The following is a 24,282-nucleotide window of genomic DNA, read 5'->3' on the forward strand; positions in this document are numbered from 1 at the left end:
TGTTATGAGAGACATTTAAGTGTCATATCCTGACAAAGAAATGAGAATATGCCCTGTAAGGGCAACTGACACTAACATTGGGTTGAAACCCAATGCAATGGTAAATGTCTGATTCACTTTTGCCCTGACGGGGCAATTGAATAGCTAAAGAGAATAAAGAGAAATCTATAAATAAAGTGTCAATAAAAATCAAGACGCGACATGGATACTAGTGTCATGTCCTACAATGAACCAAGAAAGTAAATAACTACCAATAAGGGGCGTAGCACTGATTTCTTATTTGAAAATTATCTTTATGTATGATCGAATCCTACTAATCCCCTAACCAACTAATCCCTTTTCGAATAATCCCCTAATCAAATGTTTCTCCTAAATTTAACACTTCGAGACATCTCCCAAAGTCGATGTGACAAGATCGAGTTCACTATTTCACCAATCCCCTAATCAACTAATCCCTTTTCGAGCAATAACTAATCCCTATTCCACCATTATCTAATCCACCAAACGTGTATCACTAGCGTTCTATCCAACTGCGCTTAGGAAGTCCCAAATAATCTTAACGGCCACAAATCCCAATGTATGGGCAATATTTACATTTATCAAGGTTGTCCGTCTGTGAAAAAGGAATCTCTGGGTTAAATAACTCTTCCAACAAAGTTTTCAAACCATCTTCATACGCAGCTTTATAATCCCGATAATCATTTACCTCAATTCCTGCTTTTCTTGGCTCCTTCTCTTGCAAATAAGGATTGAAATCATCCTGAAAAATCTCCTTGAAATTGAAAATTGCAGGTTTCAAGGATAAAGTATTCTCTGGATGAACTGCCTGAAAGAGCAATCCATAGTACAAAGTTTGCATCGCAGCTTTGTTTCTGTTTTTGTCATCTCTATCGAAAAGGCTTTCTATACTTCTAAAATCCTTTTTATCAGCACCTGACTTATAGTCAATTAATCTGATGACTCCATTATTCTCATCAACTCTATCTATCAATCCCTTGAGGGATATAGCCATAGAACCATTCGAACCATTGATCTCAAACTTGGCTTTGTGGGATGCTTCCATAGAAACGATCCTGATAGGAGCCGATGCTTCGTCTATCTCCAAAAGTCTGGACAAATATTTTTGTAGAACATCCCTTACAATGGCCATTTGACCACTTAGCTTGGTGTCTGCATTCTCTTCAAGGTGATAAAACTTCCTTACCCCCAATTCAATGGCCGGAAAAATCCACTTTTCCTTCAACTCTTTGAAATCTTCCTTTTCCAGTATATCACGGTTTTTTCTTTCCTGAAATCCCTTATAAAGAAACTCCATGCTGTAATGTGCCAAATTCCCGAAAACCATGGCATCTATTTCCTCTTTCACTTCATCCTTTTCTTGGATACCTGCCAGGTATTGAAGGTAAAACTTCAACCTACAATCCAAATAAACACTCAGTGCTGAAGGGGAAAAGGAAGTCCCAGATTTTCCGTCAGGTTGTATAACATACCTGTCCAAAAGCTTCATGACATCTTCATTTTTATCAATGTTAATCGCTTCAGTATTTTTGAGATCTATGGGAACATAGATAACTTCTTCTTCAATGGATAATCCCATTTCGACCATCATTTGTTGGATATACCGACTCTTTTCCCCTGCTTTTCCCTGATCCGAGGCTGTGGTATAGATCATATGCACTTCTTCTGCGCTGTGCAGTAATCTGTAAAAAGTATAAGCATAAATGGCGTCATTCTGCTCTTGAACAGGCAGACCAAAAGCCCTGCGGATATTGAAAGGAATCATTGAGTTCAAGCCCGCGGATGGAGGAAAACTATCCTCATTCATATTACAGATGATGACCCGCTTAAAATCCAAGTTTCTAGATTCCAAAACCCCCATCAGCTGTAAACCTTGAAGTGGCTCACCTTCGAAAGGCAGCTTAACTTCGCGAAATACCTGTCTGAAGAGTCTGATAAAAAACTCAAGCTCGACTTGGATGGAGTTTTCATGCTCAAAAATGGCTTTCAGCCTATTCAATTGTTTAAAGCACTGATACAAATAAGATCTTTGCAAAGGTTCATCTTCCAGACCATTGGCCAATTCTTCTATCAAAGTCGAAACGTAAGCAAAAAGCTTATCGGAACTCAGTTTTTGGAAAATGAGTTTGAAAAATTCACCTCCTCCATGAAGGTCTTCTTGACTGATATATATTTGATTTTTTTCCTGAATATCTTGGAGCAAAAGGGCAGTATGTAAAGGATTCGCTGATTTTAGATAGATTGAAGAGAGCAAGTCCTTGACTGGCTTGTGGTAAAATAGAACCTTCCCATCTTCCATCTTGGTAAAACGTTGCATTTCCAGAATAGCCTCCAAAAACGCATAAACAGGAGCATTTTTTACAGGATAACCCATTGTGACATTGACTTTGTCAATGTTTGTAGGCAAAGTATGCAAAATCGGAAAAAGCATTTGTTCATCAGGAAGAATCACTACAGTCTCTTCCCAAGACTCTTCGCCTGATACTTTTTCCAAAATCGAGCCTACCAAATTTGCTTGGTTTGTTTTTAGTGGAGTAGCGTAAATCTGGACATTTGCCTTTCTGGACTGAATTGTCTCTGAAATTGTTTCTGGAAAAGTTGGACCAAAAACCAAATCTTTCTGATAATCTCTAAAAAACAAGCCAGCTTCTTGGTTCTTATCATTGAGATAATAAGCATCAACGTCCCAAAAGATCTCTGCTCCAAAAGATGTAATAAAATGCTTGATAAGTTTCTCCTCCGTGGCTGTGAAAGCATTGAATCCAATAAAAATGTATTTTTTATCGGGCTGAGGGATTTTATCTAAACTTTCCGCAACTTTTCTATAGAGCTTTCCTGAATAGGCCATTCCAGAAACTTCCAAAGATGCTTGAAATGCTTCATATATAGGATTCAATAGCTGCCAAAACTTGAGGAACTTTTCCTGATGGCTTCTGTCCTGCTGATGAAAGGATGACCAAAACTGTTTTATCAACTTTATTTGACTTTCAGTCAAAAAACTTAAATCTGATTCAATTTCTTTAATCTCAGAAAGATGATGGTAAAGCTTCTTTGCTTCTGCCATAAACTGATCTACATCATTGAAATCCTTCAGCATCATTTCTCCCCAAAAATAAAACTTATCGAAAGGCTCAGGTTCTGAATGAACAGTCTGATAAACTTTGTATAGTTCAAAAATCAATGTCAAATCATCAGCAGGTCTCTGACCGGCATGTTGATAAAATATATCTTCAATCGTCTTTATCTCTGGCATCCAAGTAGCTTCTTGAATTAGATTTCCAAGATGTTGAGTGAAGAACAGACCTGCCCTTCTATTCGGCAGGATAATGACCAAATCTTGAAGGTTCGCATGCTCTTCAAGAATCTGTGCGGCTGTATTTCTTAAAAAACTATGCATAAACTTCCTCTATTTCTCCAGTTTCCAAATAGCATAGATAACCTTTTGCAGGCTTACCACTCAACTTATTCACTAACTCCATATATTCTCTAACTTGTGTTTGGTGCTTTTTGTAAGCTTCCCCAGTCTTAAAATCTACAACCATGCATTGATTTTCCCCAACAATAATCCTATCAGGTCTTTTTTGTCTCCCACCAGGAAGTAGGATCCCTTGCTCTGCAAGCAGTAAGCCTTCAGTATCAAACCAAGAAGCAAATAGGCTATTGGAAAACAATCCTTCCAATTGCAATTCAACCTCCTTTTTTTCCTCTTCTGTCAATCTGCCATCAAAATAAAATGCGGATAGATTGACCAGCGCTTCATCTTTGCTTTTTGAAATCTCTAAGATTTCATGGACCATCAGTCCAAAATTCCGCTTTTTGCGTTGCTCCATACCTTCAAGGGAAAAATCAACAGCATATTTTTTGACTTCTAGCAATTGTGTCCAATTCTGATAAGCCCATCTCAGATTTGGCGTTTTGATCTCTTTGGGCTCTTTCTGAGTAGCTACAGGCCAATTTCCAATCTCAAAAACTTTACTTTCATTATCAAAATATTCAGACAGACTTAATTTTCCATCTTTATCGATTGAAGATGACAACAATTGCTGTAGCTGAACTTGAACATTATTCAAACTGTTGATTTTTTTCGTAAAAGGTGCGATTCCTAAAAAAACCTCTTCTGCACGAGTCAATGCAACATAGATCATATTTAAGCTGTCCATGTAGGCTAAGATAGCTTCCTCAGAGTAGGTTTCATGAAAGTCCGACTTTGCCAATGTAGCATTCAATGTCAAAGGGATGATAGCTGCAATACCTTTTTCTCTGTCTTCAAAAGGTGACCAAACAACATTTGATTTTTTGAGGTCAAAAATATCCCACTTCAAAAATGGCATGATGACTACCTTAAACTGCAAACCTTTGGATTTGTGGATCGTCAGAATCCGCATAGCATTGTGCCCTTCGGGAATTTTGACTGTGCGCTTCGATCTGTTTTCTTCCCACCACTCCAAAAAGCCAGACAAATCAGCTCTATTGTTGGAAGTGAAGTCATATATCGCTTCTTTGAATCCAGATATATAAGCTTTTTCTTGTCCAATTTCCTGTAAGTCAAGAATAGCAATCAATTCTTCAAGCGCTTCCATTAAGGGCAATTGCAGGAGTAAAACTTCCTTTTTTTCAAACTCAGCTACTTTTTCCTGAAGTGCTAGCGGAACTCTATCCAAAGCAAATAGCTCATGATCTATCTTCGCATCCACCAAGATGGAGCGATAGTACCACATGGTTTTGAATTGTACTTGGTCATCTGGCTGATGCAAATACTTCAATCCTGCTTCGAGAGCTTTGACTGAGGCAGATTTAAACAGAAACATACTTTCATCCGACAAAACATCGAAGCTGTAATCTGGATTTTCATTCGCTGCACCATACTGCATCAATGTATCGGCAATCGCTTCCCCTTCAGCTTTTCTCCTGACCAAAAAAGCTATGTCTTGCAAATCATATCCCTTGTCTTGCAAATCCATGACCATTTCAGGGAGTTTAGCCAATGCCAAAGCATCAAATTTACCATCTTCTTCAAGTTCATCCTCTTCTTCCAAGAAAGAAATCTGAACTTTTCCCTTGAAATCAGAAGTAGCTTTTCTCTGGGAAACATTTTGAAAAACGTCCTGATAAGCCTTTGATATTATTGATACGTCTTCAGCCCCATACCTAGAACTGATAGTTGCTTCAAAGGCTTTTGGAATTACCTTAAACAAAGCATTGTTGAAATTGATGATATTTGGAAGGCTTCTGAAATTGGTATCAAGAACTTGGTTATCTACATTTTTCTCTCCGATTTCATCCTCCACTTGCTGCAAGAGTAACTTCATCTCCCCTCCTCTCCAGCGATAAATCGACTGCTTGACATCTCCTACCAGTAAATTAGTCTGACCCTGAGCCAGTGAATTTTCCAAAAGTGGCTTGAAACTCGCCCACTGAAAACCAGAAGTATCTTGAAATTCATCTATCAGATAATGTTTGAACTGATTACCTACTTTTTCATAGATAAATGGGGCTTCATTTTCCCTTGTGATTTCCTTTAGGAATTCATTGGCATCAGAAATCAGCAACATGTTCTCTTCGTCTTTGAGAAGGGTAAGTTCTTCGAGCATATTTCTGAAAATCCCAAAAACATAAACATTCTTGCCAATTGCTTCCAAAGTATTCCATTTGATTTCAAGAGGAACAAACTGTCCTAAAATCTGCCCCAACCCTTGGTGGAAAGCGGCGATAATTGCATCCTTCTTTTTACTGGTTTTGGCAAACCATCCAGCTTCATCATGTACCAAAAGGTGTTGATTATCAGTCAAACTTGGAATAGGGTTATTTTTATCTCCAAGTTGATCAAACTTCAGTGAAAAAGATCTTGAAGACCCTGCAAACTCTACCCATTCCAAACCATTTGCTATTCGGATCTGATTGGCTTGGTTTTTCAGTTCGAGAGCAATATCAATGATTTCTTTTTTCCTTTGGTTAATGAATTTTTGAAGTTCAGCAATGTTCTTTTTGTCTTTCAAAAATTCTCTGATCTCTGGTGCATATTTTTTGAAATCTTCTTGAAAAATCTGACGTCCAAGATCCTTGATATTTTTCCTTACATCCCAAGACTTTCCATTTTGAATCTGTTCTACCGCATAATCCACGAGCCATTTGTGCAGGAACTCATCCTCCATCACTTGTAACATTACTTTGTCCACCACCCTATCCAATACTGCATCTTGATCAAGTTCGACTTCGAATTTTGCATTTAGATCCATTTCTCTGGCAAATGCTCGTACTACTTTCTGGAAAAAGCTATCAATCGTACTTACAGAAAACCTGCTGTAGTCATGCAAAATTGCCGTCAAGGTTTGTGCTGCTCGTAGTTTCAGTTGCTCAGCAGAAAGATCAAGTGCGAGCATGATTTCAGAATCCATTTTTTCTTGAGGCTTCACCACTTCTTTGAGTCGCTTAAGATCTTTGATGATCCTTTCCTTCATTTCTTGCGTGGCTTTGTTTGTAAAAGTCACTGCCAAAATAGATTTGAAATTTTCCGGGAATTTGAGCGCCAGCTTGAGGTATTCCATGGTAAGTGTGTAGGTCTTACCAGAGCCAGCGGAGGATTTATAAATGATAAAAGGTTTGCGTTCCATAATCGAAAATCAAGTTAGGCAAAACAAAGAGAAATTGAGTGGATAAAAAACAGATTGACAAAAATTGTCACAAAAAAACTCTCTATACTATTTGGTATAGAGAGTTTGTTAAGGACTGACCAAGGGTCAATTGTATTATTGTGTTCTAAAAGACCAAGTAGGGCTATTTCCTACATTTCTACCATCAGCCCGAGCTACCACATACCAGAAATACGTTGTATTTGGTCTCAAATCAGAAACAACAACTTGCCTTTGGCTTAAATTGTCACCAACTGTAATTTGGGAGGATGAATTTGATTCGAATAGGAAAACACTGAATGTCAGATCAATATTTCTGTTTTGTTGTTCAAGGTTCCAAGTGAAAGTCTGGGATAATGGTTGGTTGACAGCCCCATTGCCAGGAACCGGGTCAAACATCAGAACATTTCCGATATTCCTTTCATCTTTGAGCATAAAAAAAGTGGATGTAGTATTTTCACTTGGGAAAACAGCAACATTTACACTTTGGGTTAAGAAATCTTTCCTTCTAGCTGTGACATTGATATCTCCCTCCCTAACTTTATCGAAAGAAAAACTTCCAGTAGAGTCTGTTAGGATTGTTGTACTGGCAGGTGCCGTTGATATCAAAACGCCAGGCATGGGTTCGTAGGTTTCTCCATCTACGACCACGCCAGAAATAGATCCAAATTTATCTATTCCAAATTGCTCTTCTTCGCATGACACGCATACAAAAAGAACTATCAATAAAGTGAAAATATTAAACTTATTCATTACTGTATTTTTTTTCCAATGTAAAATTTCAACCCAAGCTTGGCACCGACTATGTTGTCATTGAAGGAACCTGCTTCTACACCATCAATTCTATCGTTCAGCAATTGATTTATAAAACCTTTGCCTACAATCGCCACATTTGGAGAGATGATGTATTCGACACCTAATTCATAATTTATAAATGGTAAAAACTTTTGAGTTGAAACACCCACTTGATCCTCCCAATTAAGGTAAGTCCCTCCTCCAATTTTGAGAAAAGGTGATAGCTTACCTGTTGGATTAGCAATATAAAGCAACCCGAGGTCAGCAAACAATTCACTTTTTTGGAAGACATCCTGCACACGCAACTGTTGCGAACCAAAACCAAGATCTATGAATACTGAAGGCGAAATTCCAAAACCAATATTTGAAGCAAATCCTGGCTGAAGCATACCGGAAGCATAATCCCCAATGTATGTTTGTCCAGATCCGGAAGCTGATAGGTAGAAGGAAGACCTATGGTTAGACTTGTTTAGCCTACCTATATAATCAATTTGTGTATTGTTTTCTTTTTCAAGGATATAATCTTTGACAGCGGGGTGTTCAATGCCAGAAGAGTCTGCAGAAGTCCACAGATTTTCGAGCAAACCTTCGATAATCATGCTATGTACAGCTTTTTCTACAGCTTCATTGATAGCCATCTCTCTTGGTTCGTTGTAAGTATAGCCAGTTTCAGCCTCCAAAAGTCTTTTGAATTTTACAAACCTGAAAAAACCCGAAGTGACTTCTTGAGAAAGGACTGATTTGGTGGTGTATACAGATTTTAGGATTTTTCCATTGCTGGTAGAAATCGCACGAAGATAGATACTTACCCTGTCTTCTCTATATTGTGCTGATGCATCTGCTCCGAAATACCTTACCCCTGCACCGCCAGTATAGACATTAGATTCGTAGGATACTATTCCACCTTCCAATAAGATGCCTGCGAAAAGTAAAGGAGGTAACACTACATTCGCATTTTGTTCGTATTGAGCTCTACTGGAGCTGATGATTTTCCTTTCATTGATAAGGTTGCCAATGTTCTCCCTTTCTATAGGTACAAACCAGCCAGATTCTTCCAAAGCCCTGATCAGTATATTCGTTGCTCCCTGAGTGACAGCAGTAGACCAACTTGCTCCTACATTGGACTCTTTATATTGTCCTGTCTGATCCCTAAACTTATATACTGCAGCGACAATGGGCTCTTTTGGCTGTGGCAAGCCAAGCATTTCAGATTTCATGGGCGTTTCTGGCCCTAACCTGGCGTCTCTATTTCCAAATGGCTGATAATAAAATGGAGAGCAACCAGAGGCAAAAACAGTAATGGCAAATAATAGATTTACCAAAACCTTGCAATTTTTAAACATACTTTATTATTAAATTGTAAACCTCAATTAAAAGGTACCTCAATGACTGTAGTAGCTCCTGTTTTGGTATCAACAATAGAAATATTCAGACCTGCACCACCATCAGTGATATCAATCTGAAAATCCCCAAGTATATAAGACCCTTCTTCTATACCAGAATCTCCAAATTGTCCAAGAACCAACTCCCTTGATAATCTACTCAAGATCTGTCTATTTAGACTTTCCGAAAATTCTTGGAGAGGGTCTCTACTGGCTCCAAGCTGATCTCTGGCTACAGTATTCGGGTCTCTATTGGTATCTTGAGCTTGAGCAGAACTCAACATCCATTGGTAATTAAAAGTATTCCCTCCAAATGCTGGATTTCTTGGTGTATATACAAATTGCTGAGAAAAAGATTCTGTTAGCCCAAAAGCTAGAAAGAAAGATAGAAGTAATAATTTTTTCATATTATTTTAGGTTTAAAATATTCCAGTTCCAACCATGTCAGAACCACCCAATTGTTTGAGTAGCTCTTCGTAATTTGCCAAATACATTTGAGTCCTTCCTATAGATTCGATTGCAAGATTCTCTACAAAGTCACCTCTAGGCTGTAATAATGATTGGAAGACTATTGTTTCATTTATTAATATTTCGATAAGGGTGGTATTCAATCTAAAAGGCTTTTCTTCGATAAAAATTGTGAAGTTCTTAGCATTCTCTGGAGCTTCCCAAACACTGAAAAAATATTCATAAAACTCCCTGCCACTTTTTGTTTTTGTCTGATCGATAATTAGACCATCTATTTCTAAACTGTATTCAATTTTGTTTTTCTGACGCTCAGCCTTTTCTGTTTCTTCCTCCACAATCTTTTCAAATAATTCTTTTAAAGCTTCTGGCGCCTCTTTGATGACTTTAGTCGTATCTGACACATGTTGAAGTACGGTAGTAGAATCAACTTTGGGGTCAGCAGACACAGTGTTTTTGACTTGGGCATAGCTGAAGCCTAAGACAGAAATTAGCAAACAAGTAAACAACACCTTTAACACTGTAGTATATTTTAATCCAATAGTAATTCTTTTTGTACAAAAAATATGATTTTTTTTATAATTATTTTTGGGGAAATACTGAAGTCACCACATTGACCTGCATTCCCTGACCGTCAATACCTGGAGTTTGAGAAATCTCAACAGGACCAGCAGCATTATCAAGGCTGAGGTTCAATTGTTGCTGATTGCCTCTTTGGGAGATCCTTACTGATTCGTTGGAAGAACCTAACGTACTTCCATTCAAAAAATCTAAGTTAATTTCATTTCGATTTCCAGACTGCTCCAAAAGCACTGTACGTGTGAAAATCCCCAAATTTTCTACATCTGCAGTAATTGAATTTTCATTTCCTCTTTGCGTGGTTGAAATATTTATGTTCTCACCAACTGATCTGATTGTTCCTTGATTGTTATTTCCTGTTTGAATCGAAACGGTGTTCAAATTATAACCGAATTGTCTTAAAACACTCGTGTTAAGATTTCCATTTTGCATTATTTGAGCGAAATTACCCGCTTGTATGTCTTGAGGTATTTGAAAAATAGTAGCTGAATTTTGCCCTCCTACTTGCTGTATCACTGACACATTTTCTTGAACACCAACATTTGGCTGAATAACCCTTACAGTAGCCAACTCTTGGATTCTCTCATCTTCAAGAACTTGGGCACAAATTGGACTAACCGCCAAAAAGCTTAAAGCAAGAAAGGAAACGTATAAGAAAATCCTCATAAAACATTATTTTTAAATCAATATACATGCTTTATTTTACAAATAAAAACGAGAAGAGATTTTATAATCCCTTCTCGTCCAAATGACTAGTTGCCTTGTGAAATACTCGCAACATTCATATTGCCATTCTGAATCATAGTAGCATTATTTGCGCTTCCAGTTTGATTCAATAATGCGTCATTACCATTTCCAGTTTGTAAAATCAATCCTATATTTGAATCACCAGTCACAAAAACTAATGCAAGGTTATCATCGCCAGTTTGTCTTATCAGATGGTTATTTTCATTTCCTCCTTGAGATAAAGATGCGATGTTATCATTTCCAGTTTGAATAACACCTCTATCAGCTTCATTCCAATAAGGAACTAAACCAGTATTGTTACCATCTCCAGTTTGTGAAACACTGGCAAAATTACCAGTACCATCCTGAGTGGTGGTTGCAATGTTTTCATCTCCTTCTTGGGAAATAGAAACTGTACTTCCACCATTTGTTTGGGCTGAGAAAGCATAGTTATCTAAACCAAATTGACCATGAGTAGCGGAATTTCCTCCACCGGTCTGATTTACCAAAGACCAGTTATCATCACCTTCTTGGAATTGGGAACTACTATTCTCTGCTCCATTAAAGATACTAACAGAAGCTCTATTTCTATCCCCATCTTGCAATTGAACGCTAGAGTTCCCTGGCTCAGAAGCACCCCAAGGGTTTCTCATGAAGATCGAAGCACTATTGTTATCACCGAGCTGTTCTTGAAACGCAAGTCCATTTCCTTTATCTTCCTGAGAAATCGAAGCGTTATTTCCTTGACCATCTTGAATTTGAGTTGCAAAATTATTATTGGAAACATCAGTTCTAGAAGGCAAACCTACTTGGCTGATTGATGCTTGATTGCCAGTTCCTGTTTGGAATTGGTTTGCTTGATTTTCATCACCTACAGAAAGAATAGATGCTTGATTGTTACCTGATTGGGACTGCAAAGCTTCGTTGCCATTCCCTACTTGCTCTGTGGAAGCATTATTGCTACCAGATTGGGTAGTTTCAGAATTATTGCCATTCCCATTTTGTGTGGTTGTGGCAGTATTTTGCGCCATTGCAAAGGTTGTTGCAAAAAGTGCTGCGAAAATTAAACTTGTTTTTTTCATTTTATTAAGATTAGTTGTCAAATACTTTTGTGAATATGAATAGCATAGAAAAAAGAAGTGCAGAACCCTACACTTCTTTTGAGCAATTAAAATCAATTCCCTTGTGTTGTTATTGCTACGTTCATTCCTCCTGTTTGTGTGATTGTAGCCATATTTCCACTGCCATTTTGGATCATTGTAGCTACATTTCCATTCCCTGATTGAAGGATTGTACCTATGTTTGCCGTACCGTTTGCGACCATAGAAGCCACATTATAGTCACCATTTTGAGTAATTCTTCCTTCATTACCCAAGCCACTTTGGGTGAATGAAGCTTCATTGTAATCTCCGGCTTGATTGAGCTTGGCTATATGTTCATCTCCTATTTGCACAAATGTTCCAGCATTAAACTCACCCAATTGGTGAGCCATCACAAAACCATCTTTTGCACCTTGAAAATTTACCAACAATTCATTTTCATTTCCATCTTGTGTAAGTTGGAATTCATTTCTTTGCGCATTGGAAGTGTAAGCAACTACTGCATTGTTGTCATGACCAAATTGATCAATCCACACAGGGCCACCATTTCCTCTTATGTTCAAAATTTCAGAATTGTTGTTATCACCAACCTGAATTTGACTTACAGCAATGGATCTAGTACCTGGTCCAGCAACTGATATCGACGCGTTGTTATCATTCCCTATCTGGGTTTGACTTACTGTTGAGTTTTGAATCAAACCTTGTCCTAAGAAAATGTTGTTGTCATTTCCTTCCTGATACTGAACTGTCACGTTATTGTCGCCAGTTGTGGCAGATGTAGTATTGTTATCACCTAACTGGGTTTGCGTTGTGTTGGCACCGCTCCCATTTCCAATTTGACTTAGGAATGCTTCATTACCAAAGCCATTTTGAGTTACAGTTGCCGTGTTGTTACCGCCATTTGAAGTTTGTGAAACGATAGAGGCGTTTTCACCAATTTGCTGAATCGATGCAAGATTGTTATTCTCTATTTGGGTTATTGTAGCTGAATTATTTCCAGTTTGGGAAATATTGGCATCATTGCCATTCCCATTCTGTGAAGTTGTTGCTGTATTTTGGGCCAAAGCAATAGATGCTATGAAAAACACTGGCATTATTAAAATTAGTTTTTTCATAACCTTTAGATTTATATTTATTCCCTAAGTTTGAATTGTTTATTGTAGAAAAATAGGAAGTGTAGTTAACTACACTTCCTATGGAACAATCATCTTATTAATTGTTTTGAATAACTGTTGCAGTATTCATGTTTCCTTGTTGTACAATAGTCGCTGTGTGAAGATCTCCAGTTTGAGATAAGATAGCAGTGTTGTCATTTCCATATTGGGAAACAATAGCAGTCAAACCATTATCAAGTTGCAAAACTGGATCACCTACATTCAGGCCTCGGATAACATTGTCATTTCCATCTTGTAGAAATTCACTTTTATTATCACTCCCACCTTGAGTCAGATCAGCTAAGTTGTTGTTTCCATCTTGTGTGATGATACCTGTATTTCTTGTTCCTTCAGAAATGATGTTAGATTGGTTAAATTCACCTGTTTGGCTAATTTGTAGATCTAAGAAAGTTCCATTTGCGTATTGGGATGCAATGTTATCTGCACCATCCTGATAGATTTCACCATTATTTCTTTGAGAAAAACCACCACCGCGAAATTCTTGAGAAGCGATGTTGAAACTTCCTTTTTGATCAACCAAAACATCAGAAGCTCCTGAGCCTTGATTTGTACCAAACAGTTGTTGCATTGAGCTGTTTTCTATACCATCCTGTCTTAGGATAGCATGATTATGACCACCTCCAGTTATTTCTTGAGAACCTGTATTTTCAGTTCCTTTTTGATCTGCGAACATCGATTGGGTATAGCCACTGAACATGGTTTGGGTCAAAGAATTTCCAGTACCGTCTTGGTAAGCTGTTGCATTTTGACCAGCATTAAAACCTCCGGCATTCAAAGTTTGGGTTACAGAATTATCATTACCAAGTTGTTGAACAAAAGCAACATTTCCAGGACTAATTCCACCACTTCCGGTTTGTCTCATCACGACGTCTGCACTGTTTCCATTACCACCTTGGATTACAGTTGAGGTTTGCGCTCCTGTGTTGTTTGAAAACTGATCCACATCAGCATTGTTGGAATTGCCTAGCTGATTTACAGAAGCAGCCTGATTTATACCTGATTGTGTAGTAACTGATCCATTTCCTTCACCTGACTGAGTGGTGGTGGCAGTATTTTGCGCCATGGCAAAAGATGATGCGAACAAAGCCGCAAAAATTAATGTAGTTTTTTTCATAACCTTTAGATTTATATTTATTCCCTAAGTTTTAATTGTTTGATAATTTGTAATTGATTAAACAGGAAGTGTAGCTAACTACACTTCCTGTTTAATTATTGAAATTTTAATTATGGATTTTGTGTTACGATTGCAGAATTACCCATTCCATTTTGAGAAATAGATCCTATATGACCATTACCAGTTTGAAGAATAGTTCCTGTGTTAGAATTACCAATTTGAAGAATTGAACCTTCGTTTAAATTGCCAAGCTGAGTAAATGTTGCAGTATTGCCAATTCCATCTTGAGTGATTGATGCTTCATTATCAATTCCAGTTTGATCTAGTGAAGCATTGTTTAACATGCTTTCTTGGGTAATAATCCCTCTATTTCCTTCTCCAAATTGACTTAAAGTTGCAGTATTATCATCTCCTTCTTGATTAATAGTTGCCCCATTGTCGTTTCCAGATAATAATGAACTTCCTCTTGGACCTTGATCTATTCTTGCTGTGTTTCCACCACCTTCTTGTGATATAGAAGCTATATTTATAAGACCTCCAGCTTGACTTTGTGAGTTGATAGATGCACTATTGAAATCACCATCTTGATAAATTGAAGCATCAGTACGACCCATTAAATAAACGCCTGCGTCGTTATTATCACCTAGTTGATCAACTTGAAGAAAACTCTTATCACCAGCCATGCTAGTCCCGTTTTGCATATAAGCTCTTTGAGTACTATTTCCGATAACTCCATCACCATTTACAGTGCTCAAAAGGTTATTATCACCGATCTGACGAATACCAGCTTGCATTCCACCAGATACACCTGCATCATTTGGACCTGCTTGTGTTAAGCCCGCATAGTTACCATCACCTAATTGTTCAATAGTAGCAGATGCTCCTCTTTGCTCTTGTTTCACAAAAACATCGTTACCTGCACCATTTTGATCAACTTCAACAAAATGTCCAGCCCCATTTGGAAAATTACTTCTAAGGTCTTGGTCTACACGAGCACTATTACTTCCTTGTTGAGTAATGCTTGAAACATTCGATGGATTTACCACTGCTGTGGCACCAGTTGATTGAATTGTGATTGCAGTATTGTTTCCTGTTTGTTCAGTACTTGATACATTGTTATTTCCTTCTTGCTCTGTCTTAGCATTGTTCTGCGCCATTGCAAACGATGTTGCAAAAAGGGCTGCGATAAATAGACTTGTTTTTTTCATGATTCTTTAATTTTTGTGTTTAAAAGATTAGGTTGTGTTTTTTTTTACTGAATTGATTAATTGAAATTTTGGTGGTAAAATTGGTTTCACCTCGAGTTTTGTTTCAAGGATTTTCTTGATTTGCTTTTTTAGGTTTAGTGGTACTTTGACTTACTGATGCGCTATTTCCATTGCCACTTTGGGTGACGATGACCGTACTCTTTTCTCCATTATTATCGATAATGATTTTATTGCCTTCTCCCATGGATTTCACTTTGACACCCTCATGAGTATCAATTTGAAGTGAGTCTTTGGAGGTGTAAAACTTGTTGTTGATGACCACTGTGTTTCCTGTACTATTTGCTGCTTTCATAGCCGCTCTGTAAGCAGCTTGTTTTTCTTTTATCTCCTTTTTCAGCAATTCAGCACGTTCCAAATGAGCATTTCTCACACTATCAGCATAGGCCTTAATATCTTCAGAATTAGATTCTTGGGCATATACTTTACTGGTTATTCCTGTGCTAAACACGATCATCATAAATATTAAAAACTTCAACATGATAAATACTTATTTTTGTTTTTTGAAACACAATTTATGTATTTCAAATTGTAACTGAACAAAATTAGGTATTCATCACCAGCTAAAAAATACGTATTTTCCGCATTTTATATTTTAAAAATTACGTGTAATCACGTATGTTTTTGAAAAGAAAAAATTCACTTATTTATAAAAAAAACCACAGTATTATTTCCTCGATAAAGAGGCGATAACCCTGAGGAGTTAGATGAAAGTATCAAATAGTAAATACTGATTTTACTTCAATTTATTCTCAAATATCAAATGTAGAGAAGCCAAAAATTTATAGGATTTCAACATTTACAAGTTCCTTATCGCTTCAATCATGTTTTTTGCTCCTACTTTCTCCATGATATTAGATCTATGTTTTTCAATAGTCCTTGCAGAAAGCTTCAATTCCTGAGCAATGATTTTAATAGGAAGTCCAGAAGCAGATAAATTGAATATTTGCTTTTCCCTTTTGGTAAGCTTTGCATTTGCAAGTTTGTCTAAGTTGACTGGAGCTCCATCTATTCGGGAATTTATATGTACTACTTTACAAGTGTTCGTTGAAATTGTCGCTTGCACGATAATGTCTTTGTTGTCATCCTTCAGCAAAAAGAGGTCAAAGTACAGTTCCTTCCCCTTCAATACTTTAACATGTTTTAGTTTACAATATTTCGTAAGGGATGATTCAAAACGCTTAAACCTAAAAGAATTGTTTTCTGTACCATTGATATCGAAAACATCCTTCAGCTTTTGATCATAAAATTGCTCAGAAACTTCGCCCAAAACATTGAAAAATACAGGGTTTAACAATTTCACCTTTTCCTTATGGATAAAAATCAGCGGAATGGTATTTTCATTGAAATAGGAATCAAAATCGGGATTTAAACTAAAGTTGGCACTTGCCTTTTTATCAAACTCATTTTGGATTTTACTCAAAATCGATTCATAACTGAATGGGGCAAAAATAAAATTACTAACCCCCAATTCCAGTGAAACCAAAATATCGTCTTTGTTAAATTCATTTACCAAGAAAAAAAACGGTATGTTTTTCAACTTCAGCAATGGCTTAATCTTTAAGAAAAATGAAATCGAGTTTTCACTTTCCAAGACTTGGTTGCAAACTACTAGATGGACGATTTCCTGATTAATGATTAATTCAGCATTTCTTTCATTGGATGCTGAATAGACCAAAAAACCTTTTGACTCTAAAAAACCGCCTAAAACTTTTGATTGATTTTCCCCTAAACCTATCAATAAAATCGTTGTGTTAAATCTATTCATTTCTATTAAACAATTTGATACACTCTGCGAATTATCTCACAATATACATTTTTATGTATTTAAAAAACAAATTAATAAGTAAAAAAAACACAAGTTATTTGATTTATCAAACTAAATATATGAATTTTATAACTATTAAATAAAATACATAATTAAGAAAGGATTTCATCTTGAAAAATCAAAACTTGCTAAAAAAAATCAGGTAAACATTAAATAAAAATTAGTCCAAATACTAAACATTGAAGTTCTTTCATATTCTTATCCCTTAATTTACTTTGTCAAACTATATTTTTCCCATTTCAAAAAGGTTACTCAACGAGATTTGCTTTTTTTAGTTGCCTAAACAAAAGCCTCCCAGAGTATTTCCACAGGATGTTTTGCATGTCTCTTTGTCCCGTCCATGATTTGGTGTCTGCATGAAGTTCCAGGTGCAGCTATCAAAGTCTCTGAAGTAGCATTTCTTACTGCCGGAAAAAGCACCATTTCCCCTATTTTCATACTGACATCATAATGTTCTGCTTCGTAACCAAAAGATCCAGCCATTCCACAACAGCCTGAAGGTATAACTTCCACCTGGTAGTTTTCAGGCAAAGACAACATCCTTTGAGTCCAAGAAAGAGAAGACAATGCTTTCTGATGACAGTGCCCATGAAGTTTGATTTGCTTGGTCTCTTTTGTAAAAATATCTGCTGTGATATTTCCATTTGCAATTTCCCTTCCGATAAATTCATCTATCAACAAGGTGTGAAATTTCAATTTTTTTGCTGCCTCTACAAGATTTTCACTAACCAGCTTTGGATATTCATCCCTAAAACTCAAAATAGCAGATGGCTCTATTCCCACCAAAGGCGTATTTCCATCAACGATATCTTGGAAAACTTTGACATTCGTATCCGCATGTTTTCTGGCCTTTTCCAACAATCCTTTGGATAATGCTGACCTTCCACTTTCATCATGCTCTACCACTTTCACTTCGTAACCTAACTTATGAAGTAATTTGATCGCAGTGATTCCAATTTCTGTATCATTGAAATTTGTAAATTCATCTATAAACAAATACAATGCTTTGATTTTCTTTCTATTTGTAGGAAGTGAATGGTAATTCTTATTGTACCATTTTCTCAAACTCATGCCCGAAATAGCAGGAAGATTTCTCTTTTTGGCTACTCCCAATACAGACTTCATCATACCACTTGTCAGTGAATTGGACAATCCAAAGTTAGCCAAAGTTGAAAACTTCGATCCTAATTCATTCAAGCTGTTGATATTTGCGAAAGCTTTGGAACGCAATGGTACTCCATGTGTCTTGTGGTATTGGTACTGAAATTCAGCTTTCATGGAAGCCATGTCCACATTGGAAGGACATTCTGCTGTACAGCCTTTGCAAGAAAGACAAAGGTCAAGTGCCTCCTTGATTTCAGGATGATCGAATGCATTCTCTTTTTTGTCCATAGTCAAAAATTCCCTCAAGGTATTTGCCCTACCGCGAGTGGTATCTCTTTCATTTCGGGTAGCTTGGTAGCTCGGACACATCGTACCTCCTGATTCGGGAAGTTTGCGACAATCACCCGAACCGTTGCATTTTTCTGCCAATCTTAGAATCCCTCCTGATTGGCTAAAATCCAGCAATGTATTCTGAACTGGTGTCACCATCTCAGCTTCGTACCTCAAAGAGGTGTTCATCGGAGCTGTATCCACGATTTTACCTGGATTGAAAATATTGTTTTCGTCCCAAGTGTATTTGATTCTTCTGAAAAGTTGGTAATTCTCCTCTCCGACCATGATAGGTATAAATGGAGCCCTCACCCTTCCATCTCCATGTTCCCCACTAAGGGATCCATTGTATTTTTTCACCAGTTTAGCAACATCCAGTGAAATGTTATAAAACGCTTCTTGACCTGATTTCTTCTTCAAATCCAAAATCGGACGTAAGTGGATCTCTCCTGCACCAGCATGTGCATAGTGAACAGGCTGCTGCCCATAAGCCTCCATCATTTTGTCAAATTCATCTATATAATCAGCCAAGTCCTCAATATCCACGGCTGTATCTTCTATGCAAGCGACCGCCTTTGCATCTCCCGGAATATTCGCCAATAAGCCAAGCCCAGCACTTCTCAAAGCCCAAGCTGATTTGGTCATACTGGGTTCTATTACAGGATAAGCATATCCCAAACCATCTTTTTTGAGATCTTGAATCAGTTTTTCTGCTTTGTATCTAGCTTCTTCCTCAGTCTTTCCAGTAAATTCCACCATCAACAAGGCCATTGGATCTCCCTCTACAAAGTAGCGGTTTTTGCTATACTCAATACTTTCCTTGGTACAATCCAAAATAATCTTATCCATCAATTCCACAGCAGTGGCAGGATGCTTCATCGCTACCTGAGCAGCTTTCATGCTTTCATGAATCGATATAAAATGTGCCGCAACTACCACTTCTATCGGGTCAGGAAGCGGATCTAGAGAGATTTTTATTTCAGTAGTAAAAGCCAAAGTCCCTTCTGAGCCTGCTAGCAGCTTACAAAAATTAAATTTCTCTCCTCCTTCAGTGAAAACATCCGACTCCAACAGATAATCTACCGCATATCCAGTGTTTCTCCTATGAATAGATTTCTTCGGGAAGTTTTCTCTTATGTTATTTTGATTTTTGACTTCTGAAAGCTCTTCTTTCAATTGCTTGTATAGCTTTCCCTCAAGTGTGTCCAAAGCACATTTTTGATCAAAAGCAGCTTTATCAAGTTCTTCAAATACAGCAGGATTGCCATCACTTAGGATCGTATTCAATGAAATCACTTTCTCTCTAGTAGTTCCATAGACAATGGAAGTAGTACCAGAGGAATTATTCCCAACCATCCCACCTATCATCGCACGGTTTGCAGTAGATGTGATTGGGCTAAAAAACAACCCATGGGGTTTCAAAAAGCGGTTCAACTCGTCTCTCACCACTCCTGGCTGCACTCGAACCCATTTTTCTTCCTTGTTGAATTCAAGGATTTTTGTAAAATGCTTTGATACATCTACGACGATTCCATTTCCTACACACTGCCCCGCAAGGGAAGTCCCTGCCGTTCTAGGAATCAAAGAAGTTTGATTATCCTTTGCAAAATGGATCAACTTTTTGATATCATCCTCTGTCTTTGGAAAAGCAACTGCCAATGGAATCTCTCTGTAAACAGATGCATCAGTGGCATAGAGGGTTTTAGTAAGCGTATCAAATTTTAGCTCACCCGCAATTTGAGTGGCAAGATTTTGCAATTTTGGCAATAGGTTAGGCTTTGTAATAGACATGCCTCAAAAATAAGGAATAGCTAGTTTGCATTCTCTATATCAAGTAAAGAAAATTTACCAAAACTTACCTTGCAGAAAACATCTGTTTATTTTCCCAATTCAACCTTACATAATTTGTTCAATTTGAAATTCTCAAAATGATTCAGTAAATTGATGTTTCGAAACCCAAAATAATCATGGCAGGAGGAACATCAGGATTAGACATGATCAATTCCACAAAAAACAATAGAAACATTAGAAGTGGAAGAACTAAAATGTCAGATAATCCTTACAATCAAAATAAAAGTGATTTCCAAAATAGAAATCCCAGCAATTATACCGAATTGATCGAAGAAAGATTTGATAGAAAATCTGAAGGAGAAAGACTCACCGTATCAATATATGTCGGCTTGACTTTTCTCATTGGTCTATTCTTCTATATCTTGATGGTGGGATTTTAAAAACACCAAGTGTCCGCAATGTTGCAATTTGGGTATCAAGAGGCATTTTTTATTGCAGACACGCATCAACAACTTATGAACCATGGCGAAGACAACAGCCCATTGTCAACAGCAATTGAAATCTTTCATTCTACAATCTAATGTTTGGCTACGAAGAAGAAAGTGGTTAGCCATTTTTAAAAATCCCCTCTCACGGTCAATATAATCAAGATCCATGTTTATCTTTCTGAAAATTTCGGATAAACAATGTTTTTCTACCTTTCCCAATTCCTGAGTATTCTAGTAATGCCATTGAGTATATGTCTAATTTTGATTATTTATGGAATAATTAGAACTAGAAAGCAGAAGGGAAATGGTATTCTGATTTTTGGAATTGTACTTCTATTATTTTTCAGCAACCAATTCCTAAGTAATCTTGCAATGAATATTTGGGAGCCTGAGATCAAAGAATTAGCAGGACTACCAGATTATGAAATTGGAATTGTCCTTACTGGAGTAACCAACCTCAACAAAACTGTGGCGGATAGAACCTTTTTCAACAAAGGTGCTGACAGGGCTACCCATGCAGTGCAACTTTACAAATTAGGGAAAATAAAAAAGGTCTTGATCACTGGCGGGCAAGGTTTGAATCCTACCAATCAAAACGCAGAAGCTGCATTGTTGAGGGATTTTATGATTGTTGCAGGAGTGGAAGAAACAGACATCATCTTGGAAGAGCAGGCCAAAAACACCCATCAAAATGCAGTCTTTTCTAAAGAAATACTGAATCAAATGGGCATTTCCGAAAGCCAAAAACACTTATTGATCACCTCTGCTTTTCACATGTATCGATCCAAAGGATGTTTTGATAAAGTAGGTTTGAATACTGACACGTTTCCTGTTGACTACTATTCAAATGATCTGAAATATGACATTCCAACAATTTTTTATCCAGACCCTTATTCAGTTTACATATGGCAAAAGCTATTCAAAGAGTGGGTAGGAATAGTGATGTATAAGATAGCAGGGTATATTTAGTTGTTTTTGAATACAATAGATTTACCTGTTTTAGAAGAAATAAAAATTGTCATTTATTGAAATTGATGCTTATCATTTGTAATCACTTTATTTTTTTGAAATCAACTGAAACTGCATCTTATCCTCATCCAAATCTACATTGTCGGGGTGGTCTGTAGAAAACCAAATACCTTCCTTCGTATCAAAAATATAGTTTCCGTTGGCTGCTTTTTCAGGAAGTACAAACTCCCCTATTTTGCCAAAATCTTCATCAAGAAAAACCAAAACCCAATTCGAAGCAACATAACTCCGCATTGCATCAGCATCAGGTGTTTCCTCAAATTTTGCTATACGGATATAGAGGTTTTGACTCAGAAGAAATTCTATTTTTTCATAACTGTCAGAATAATTTATCAATCTCATGATCTCATCCATATCTTCAAATATATCTCGATTAGAAGCTGGAGGGTTTGGTGAAAACTTTGAATAAGATGCTTCCTTTCTCGCTACCTCCCCATTGTGATAAACAAAGATGTCTTTGTAGTGATGGTTGATGATCATTTCATCATTTTTCCCTCTTCCAATAGATGGCATGATGAATTTGTTCAGATTATCTCCCAAATATTCCTTATCGAAGAAACTCAATTTTTCGTAAGAATGGTCTTCAAGATTATATGCGATCAAATTGGGTAAGGCAGAAATTTCTTCAACTGACAAGTCATTATACTTAAATATCATCGGAAAAGAAGGTGTATAAAACTTTGATCCAATGAGTTGAAAATTATATGCTGTAATTGCAATATTATCTTCAACTAACCCAGAGGTATCCAAAGCGATATCCTTTAAAATCAAACCCTCCTTGCTCATTTGGTAAAGATGATCATTGGAAGCATATAGCCAAATGCTTTCATCATCATCTATCATAAAATCAAACACTTGACCTCCAATACCATTTGGCCCATCCTTCTCGAAATCAATCAAAAAAATCTGCTCTTGACTTTCTTTATCATAAGCCACCAGAGAAAATTTCCCATGATTGAAAAAATACACCTTATCAGTCGTGTTCCTAAATCCTAGGTTGAAGTGTCCCCAACCTTCTGGAAGTTGAAATGAAATGGTTTGGGAATCTAATTCAAACGCTAAGTTTTGTACTGTTTCTTCTTTTTCTTTTGGAGAATTGCAAGCCAAAAAGAAGAATACTAAAATGATGAACCATTTGAAATTAGTCATTTGGATTGGGATTTTGATGATATAAAATCCCAAGCTAGTAAATTATAGTTAGTTTTTTAAACCTAACTTATCTTAATCTCATCCTGAGACTCACCACTTTCTATTTCCTCAACCAATTCTGCATACCAAGCCTCTCCAAATTTTCTGATCAAGGCATCTTTGAGAAACTTATAGATAGGCACTCCAAGTTTCGACCCCAAGACACATGCAGCACTGCAAATATCCCAACGGTCATAGTTCAAAGCCTCAAAACCATCATATTTCTTTACCCTAATCGGATAGAGGTGACAGGAAATAGGTTTTTTGTAAACAATTTTCCCATCAAGATATGCTTGTTCAATCCCACATTTTAGAATTCCTTTTTCGTCATAAAGGGCATAAGCACACTCTCTATTGTCACCGATGGTAGGTGTTCCTTTATCTCCATCTTTATCGATGACCCAAGTCCCTTGCTTTTCGATGGCTTCTCTACCTTCTTGGGTAATATAATCTTTCACAATTGGATAAATATCCTCGATAATCTGCGTCTCTTCATCTTCCAAAGGAGCACCTGCATCTCCTTCGACGCAGCATGCTCCTTTGCATTTTTCAAGATCACACACAAAAAATTGTTCTTTTATATCATCACTGATCACAGCGTTTCCTACTAGTATCATTTTTTCTCTTTCTTTGGCTGCAAAGCTACAAAAAAGGATTCATCAATCAACTGCATTGATGTTTCCAGTCATAGCTGCATGCCTTCCACACATATAGGGTGCTATTTGTGTGGCCATTTCGGAAGTAAGTGTAAATATCATGGTCGAATCAGTCGCTACAAAGTTGACAGCTGGGTTACTTTCAAAAGTCCCGACTACATCGTTTTGTGCCAAAAGTGTCGTGTTTCCAATCCCCATAATCAAAAAAGGATGAGGTCTGCCAGCTTCGTTGTTGATGGCGTACCTTGATCCTATTTTCAAAGTGAGGGCTGTATTTTCCATATTTAGGCTTGCACTTGCTCCTGCCCCTTCGATTGCTGTGAATACATATGCAGAAGTTGCTACATTATTGACAGTGATGGTAGCATTTATAAAGTTGGGATCTGGCATTTCTTCTTTGTCTTCAGAGCATCCGAAAGCAAGAATCATTGTAAATAGGGCAGTAACAAATAATTTTGGATAGGTTTTCATATTTTCTTTTTTTATGGAAGGAAATACGATGAAAACCAATGTCTTGGATCAAAAAAAGAACCGTCCCGATTACTCGGAACGGTTCAACCCAGCACTATGAAGAAAAGCTATTTAAAGCCTTACTGACAATGAAACAGTGCTACTCAAAG

General features: G+C 37.1%; 19 protein-coding genes. 2 read left to right on the plus strand and 17 right to left on the minus strand.

Annotated elements, in window-relative coordinates; genetic code table 11:
- Positions 1-556: 556 nt before the first annotated feature.
- From MM236_RS10205 to MM236_RS10270, 14 genes are all read right to left on the minus strand, one after another.
- Positions 557-3,415, minus strand: a complete 2,859-nt coding sequence (locus MM236_RS10205; RefSeq protein ID WP_241274878.1) for a PD-(D/E)XK nuclease family protein — start codon at positions 3,413-3,415, stop codon at positions 557-559.
- Positions 3,408-6,629 (minus strand): UvrD-helicase domain-containing protein, encoded by a 3,222-nt coding sequence (locus tag MM236_RS10210; protein WP_241274879.1) that lies wholly within the window; start codon positions 6,627-6,629, stop codon positions 3,408-3,410. The genes MM236_RS10205 and MM236_RS10210 overlap by 8 nt, the downstream gene beginning before the upstream one ends.
- Before the next feature lie 135 nt (positions 6,630-6,764).
- The gene (locus tag MM236_RS10215) at positions 6,765-7,400 is read right to left on the minus strand and encodes a carboxypeptidase regulatory-like domain-containing protein (protein WP_241274880.1); all 636 of its coding nucleotides are present in this window, start codon (positions 7,398-7,400) and stop codon (positions 6,765-6,767) included.
- Entirely contained in the window at positions 7,400-8,764 is a 1,365-nt protein-coding gene (locus MM236_RS10220) for a CsgG/HfaB family protein (protein WP_241274881.1), read from the minus strand. Before MM236_RS10220 ends, MM236_RS10215 begins: the two co-directional genes overlap by 1 nt.
- A gap of 44 nt (positions 8,765-8,808) precedes the next feature.
- Positions 8,809-9,231: a curli production assembly/transport component CsgF gene (locus MM236_RS10225; RefSeq protein ID WP_241274882.1), complete on the minus strand. Its 423-nt coding sequence runs from the start codon at positions 9,229-9,231 to the stop codon at positions 8,809-8,811.
- Positions 9,232-9,243: 12 nt separating this feature from the next.
- The gene (locus MM236_RS10230) at positions 9,244-9,810 is read right to left on the minus strand and encodes a CsgE family curli-type amyloid fiber assembly protein (protein WP_241274883.1); all 567 of its coding nucleotides are present in this window, start codon (positions 9,808-9,810) and stop codon (positions 9,244-9,246) included.
- Between the two features lie 61 nt (positions 9,811-9,871).
- Entirely contained in the window at positions 9,872-10,534 is a 663-nt protein-coding gene (locus MM236_RS10235) for a hypothetical protein (protein ID WP_241274884.1), read from the minus strand.
- 86 nt (positions 10,535-10,620) lie between these two features.
- Complete coding sequence (locus tag MM236_RS10240) at positions 10,621-11,676, minus strand: hypothetical protein (protein ID WP_241274885.1); 1,056 nt, start codon at positions 11,674-11,676, stop codon at positions 10,621-10,623.
- Positions 11,677-11,768: 92 nt separating this feature from the next.
- Complete coding sequence (locus MM236_RS10245; protein ID WP_241274886.1) at positions 11,769-12,809, minus strand: hypothetical protein; 1,041 nt, start codon at positions 12,807-12,809, stop codon at positions 11,769-11,771.
- 97 nt (positions 12,810-12,906) lie between these two features.
- Positions 12,907-13,983, minus strand: coding sequence for a hypothetical protein (locus MM236_RS10250; protein WP_241274887.1), 1,077 nt, complete (start codon positions 13,981-13,983; stop codon positions 12,907-12,909).
- Between the two features lie 110 nt (positions 13,984-14,093).
- Positions 14,094-15,191, minus strand: a complete 1,098-nt coding sequence (locus MM236_RS10255; protein ID WP_241274888.1) for a hypothetical protein — start codon at positions 15,189-15,191, stop codon at positions 14,094-14,096.
- Between the two features lie 103 nt (positions 15,192-15,294).
- Positions 15,295-15,729 carry a curlin repeat-containing protein gene (locus MM236_RS10260; protein WP_241274889.1) on the minus strand — a complete coding sequence of 145 codons (435 nt, stop codon included), beginning with the start codon at positions 15,727-15,729 and terminating at the stop codon, positions 15,295-15,297.
- 318 nt (positions 15,730-16,047) lie between these two features.
- Entirely contained in the window at positions 16,048-17,016 is a 969-nt protein-coding gene (locus MM236_RS10265; protein WP_241274890.1) for a LuxR C-terminal-related transcriptional regulator, read from the minus strand.
- A gap of 339 nt (positions 17,017-17,355) precedes the next feature.
- Positions 17,356-20,301, minus strand: a complete 2,946-nt coding sequence (locus tag MM236_RS10270; RefSeq protein WP_241274891.1) for an FAD-binding and (Fe-S)-binding domain-containing protein — start codon at positions 20,299-20,301, stop codon at positions 17,356-17,358.
- 176 nt (positions 20,302-20,477) lie between these two features.
- Here MM236_RS10270 and MM236_RS10275 point away from each other — a divergent pair, with 176 nt between their 5' ends.
- Positions 20,478-20,741, plus strand: coding sequence for a hypothetical protein (locus tag MM236_RS10275; protein WP_241274892.1), 264 nt, complete (start codon positions 20,478-20,480; stop codon positions 20,739-20,741).
- Between the two features lie 246 nt (positions 20,742-20,987).
- A complete protein-coding gene (locus tag MM236_RS10280) occupies positions 20,988-21,758 on the plus strand; it encodes a YdcF family protein (protein WP_241274893.1) in 771 nt (256 codons plus the stop codon).
- 87 nt (positions 21,759-21,845) lie between these two features.
- Here MM236_RS10280 and MM236_RS10285 read toward each other — a convergent pair whose 3' ends face one another.
- From MM236_RS10285 to MM236_RS10295, 3 genes are all read right to left on the minus strand, one after another.
- Positions 21,846-22,967 (minus strand): DUF4221 family protein, encoded by a 1,122-nt coding sequence (locus MM236_RS10285; protein ID WP_241274894.1) that lies wholly within the window; start codon positions 22,965-22,967, stop codon positions 21,846-21,848.
- A 62-nt stretch (positions 22,968-23,029) separates the two neighbouring features.
- Positions 23,030-23,623: a DUF3109 family protein gene (locus MM236_RS10290; RefSeq protein WP_241274895.1), complete on the minus strand. Its 594-nt coding sequence runs from the start codon at positions 23,621-23,623 to the stop codon at positions 23,030-23,032.
- A gap of 42 nt (positions 23,624-23,665) precedes the next feature.
- Positions 23,666-24,133, minus strand: coding sequence for a hypothetical protein (locus tag MM236_RS10295; RefSeq protein WP_241274896.1), 468 nt, complete (start codon positions 24,131-24,133; stop codon positions 23,666-23,668).
- Positions 24,134-24,282: the final 149 nt, after the last annotated feature.

This window comes from Belliella calami (assembly GCF_022549695.1).
GTDB lineage: Bacteria > Bacteroidota > Bacteroidia > Cytophagales > Cyclobacteriaceae > Belliella > Belliella calami.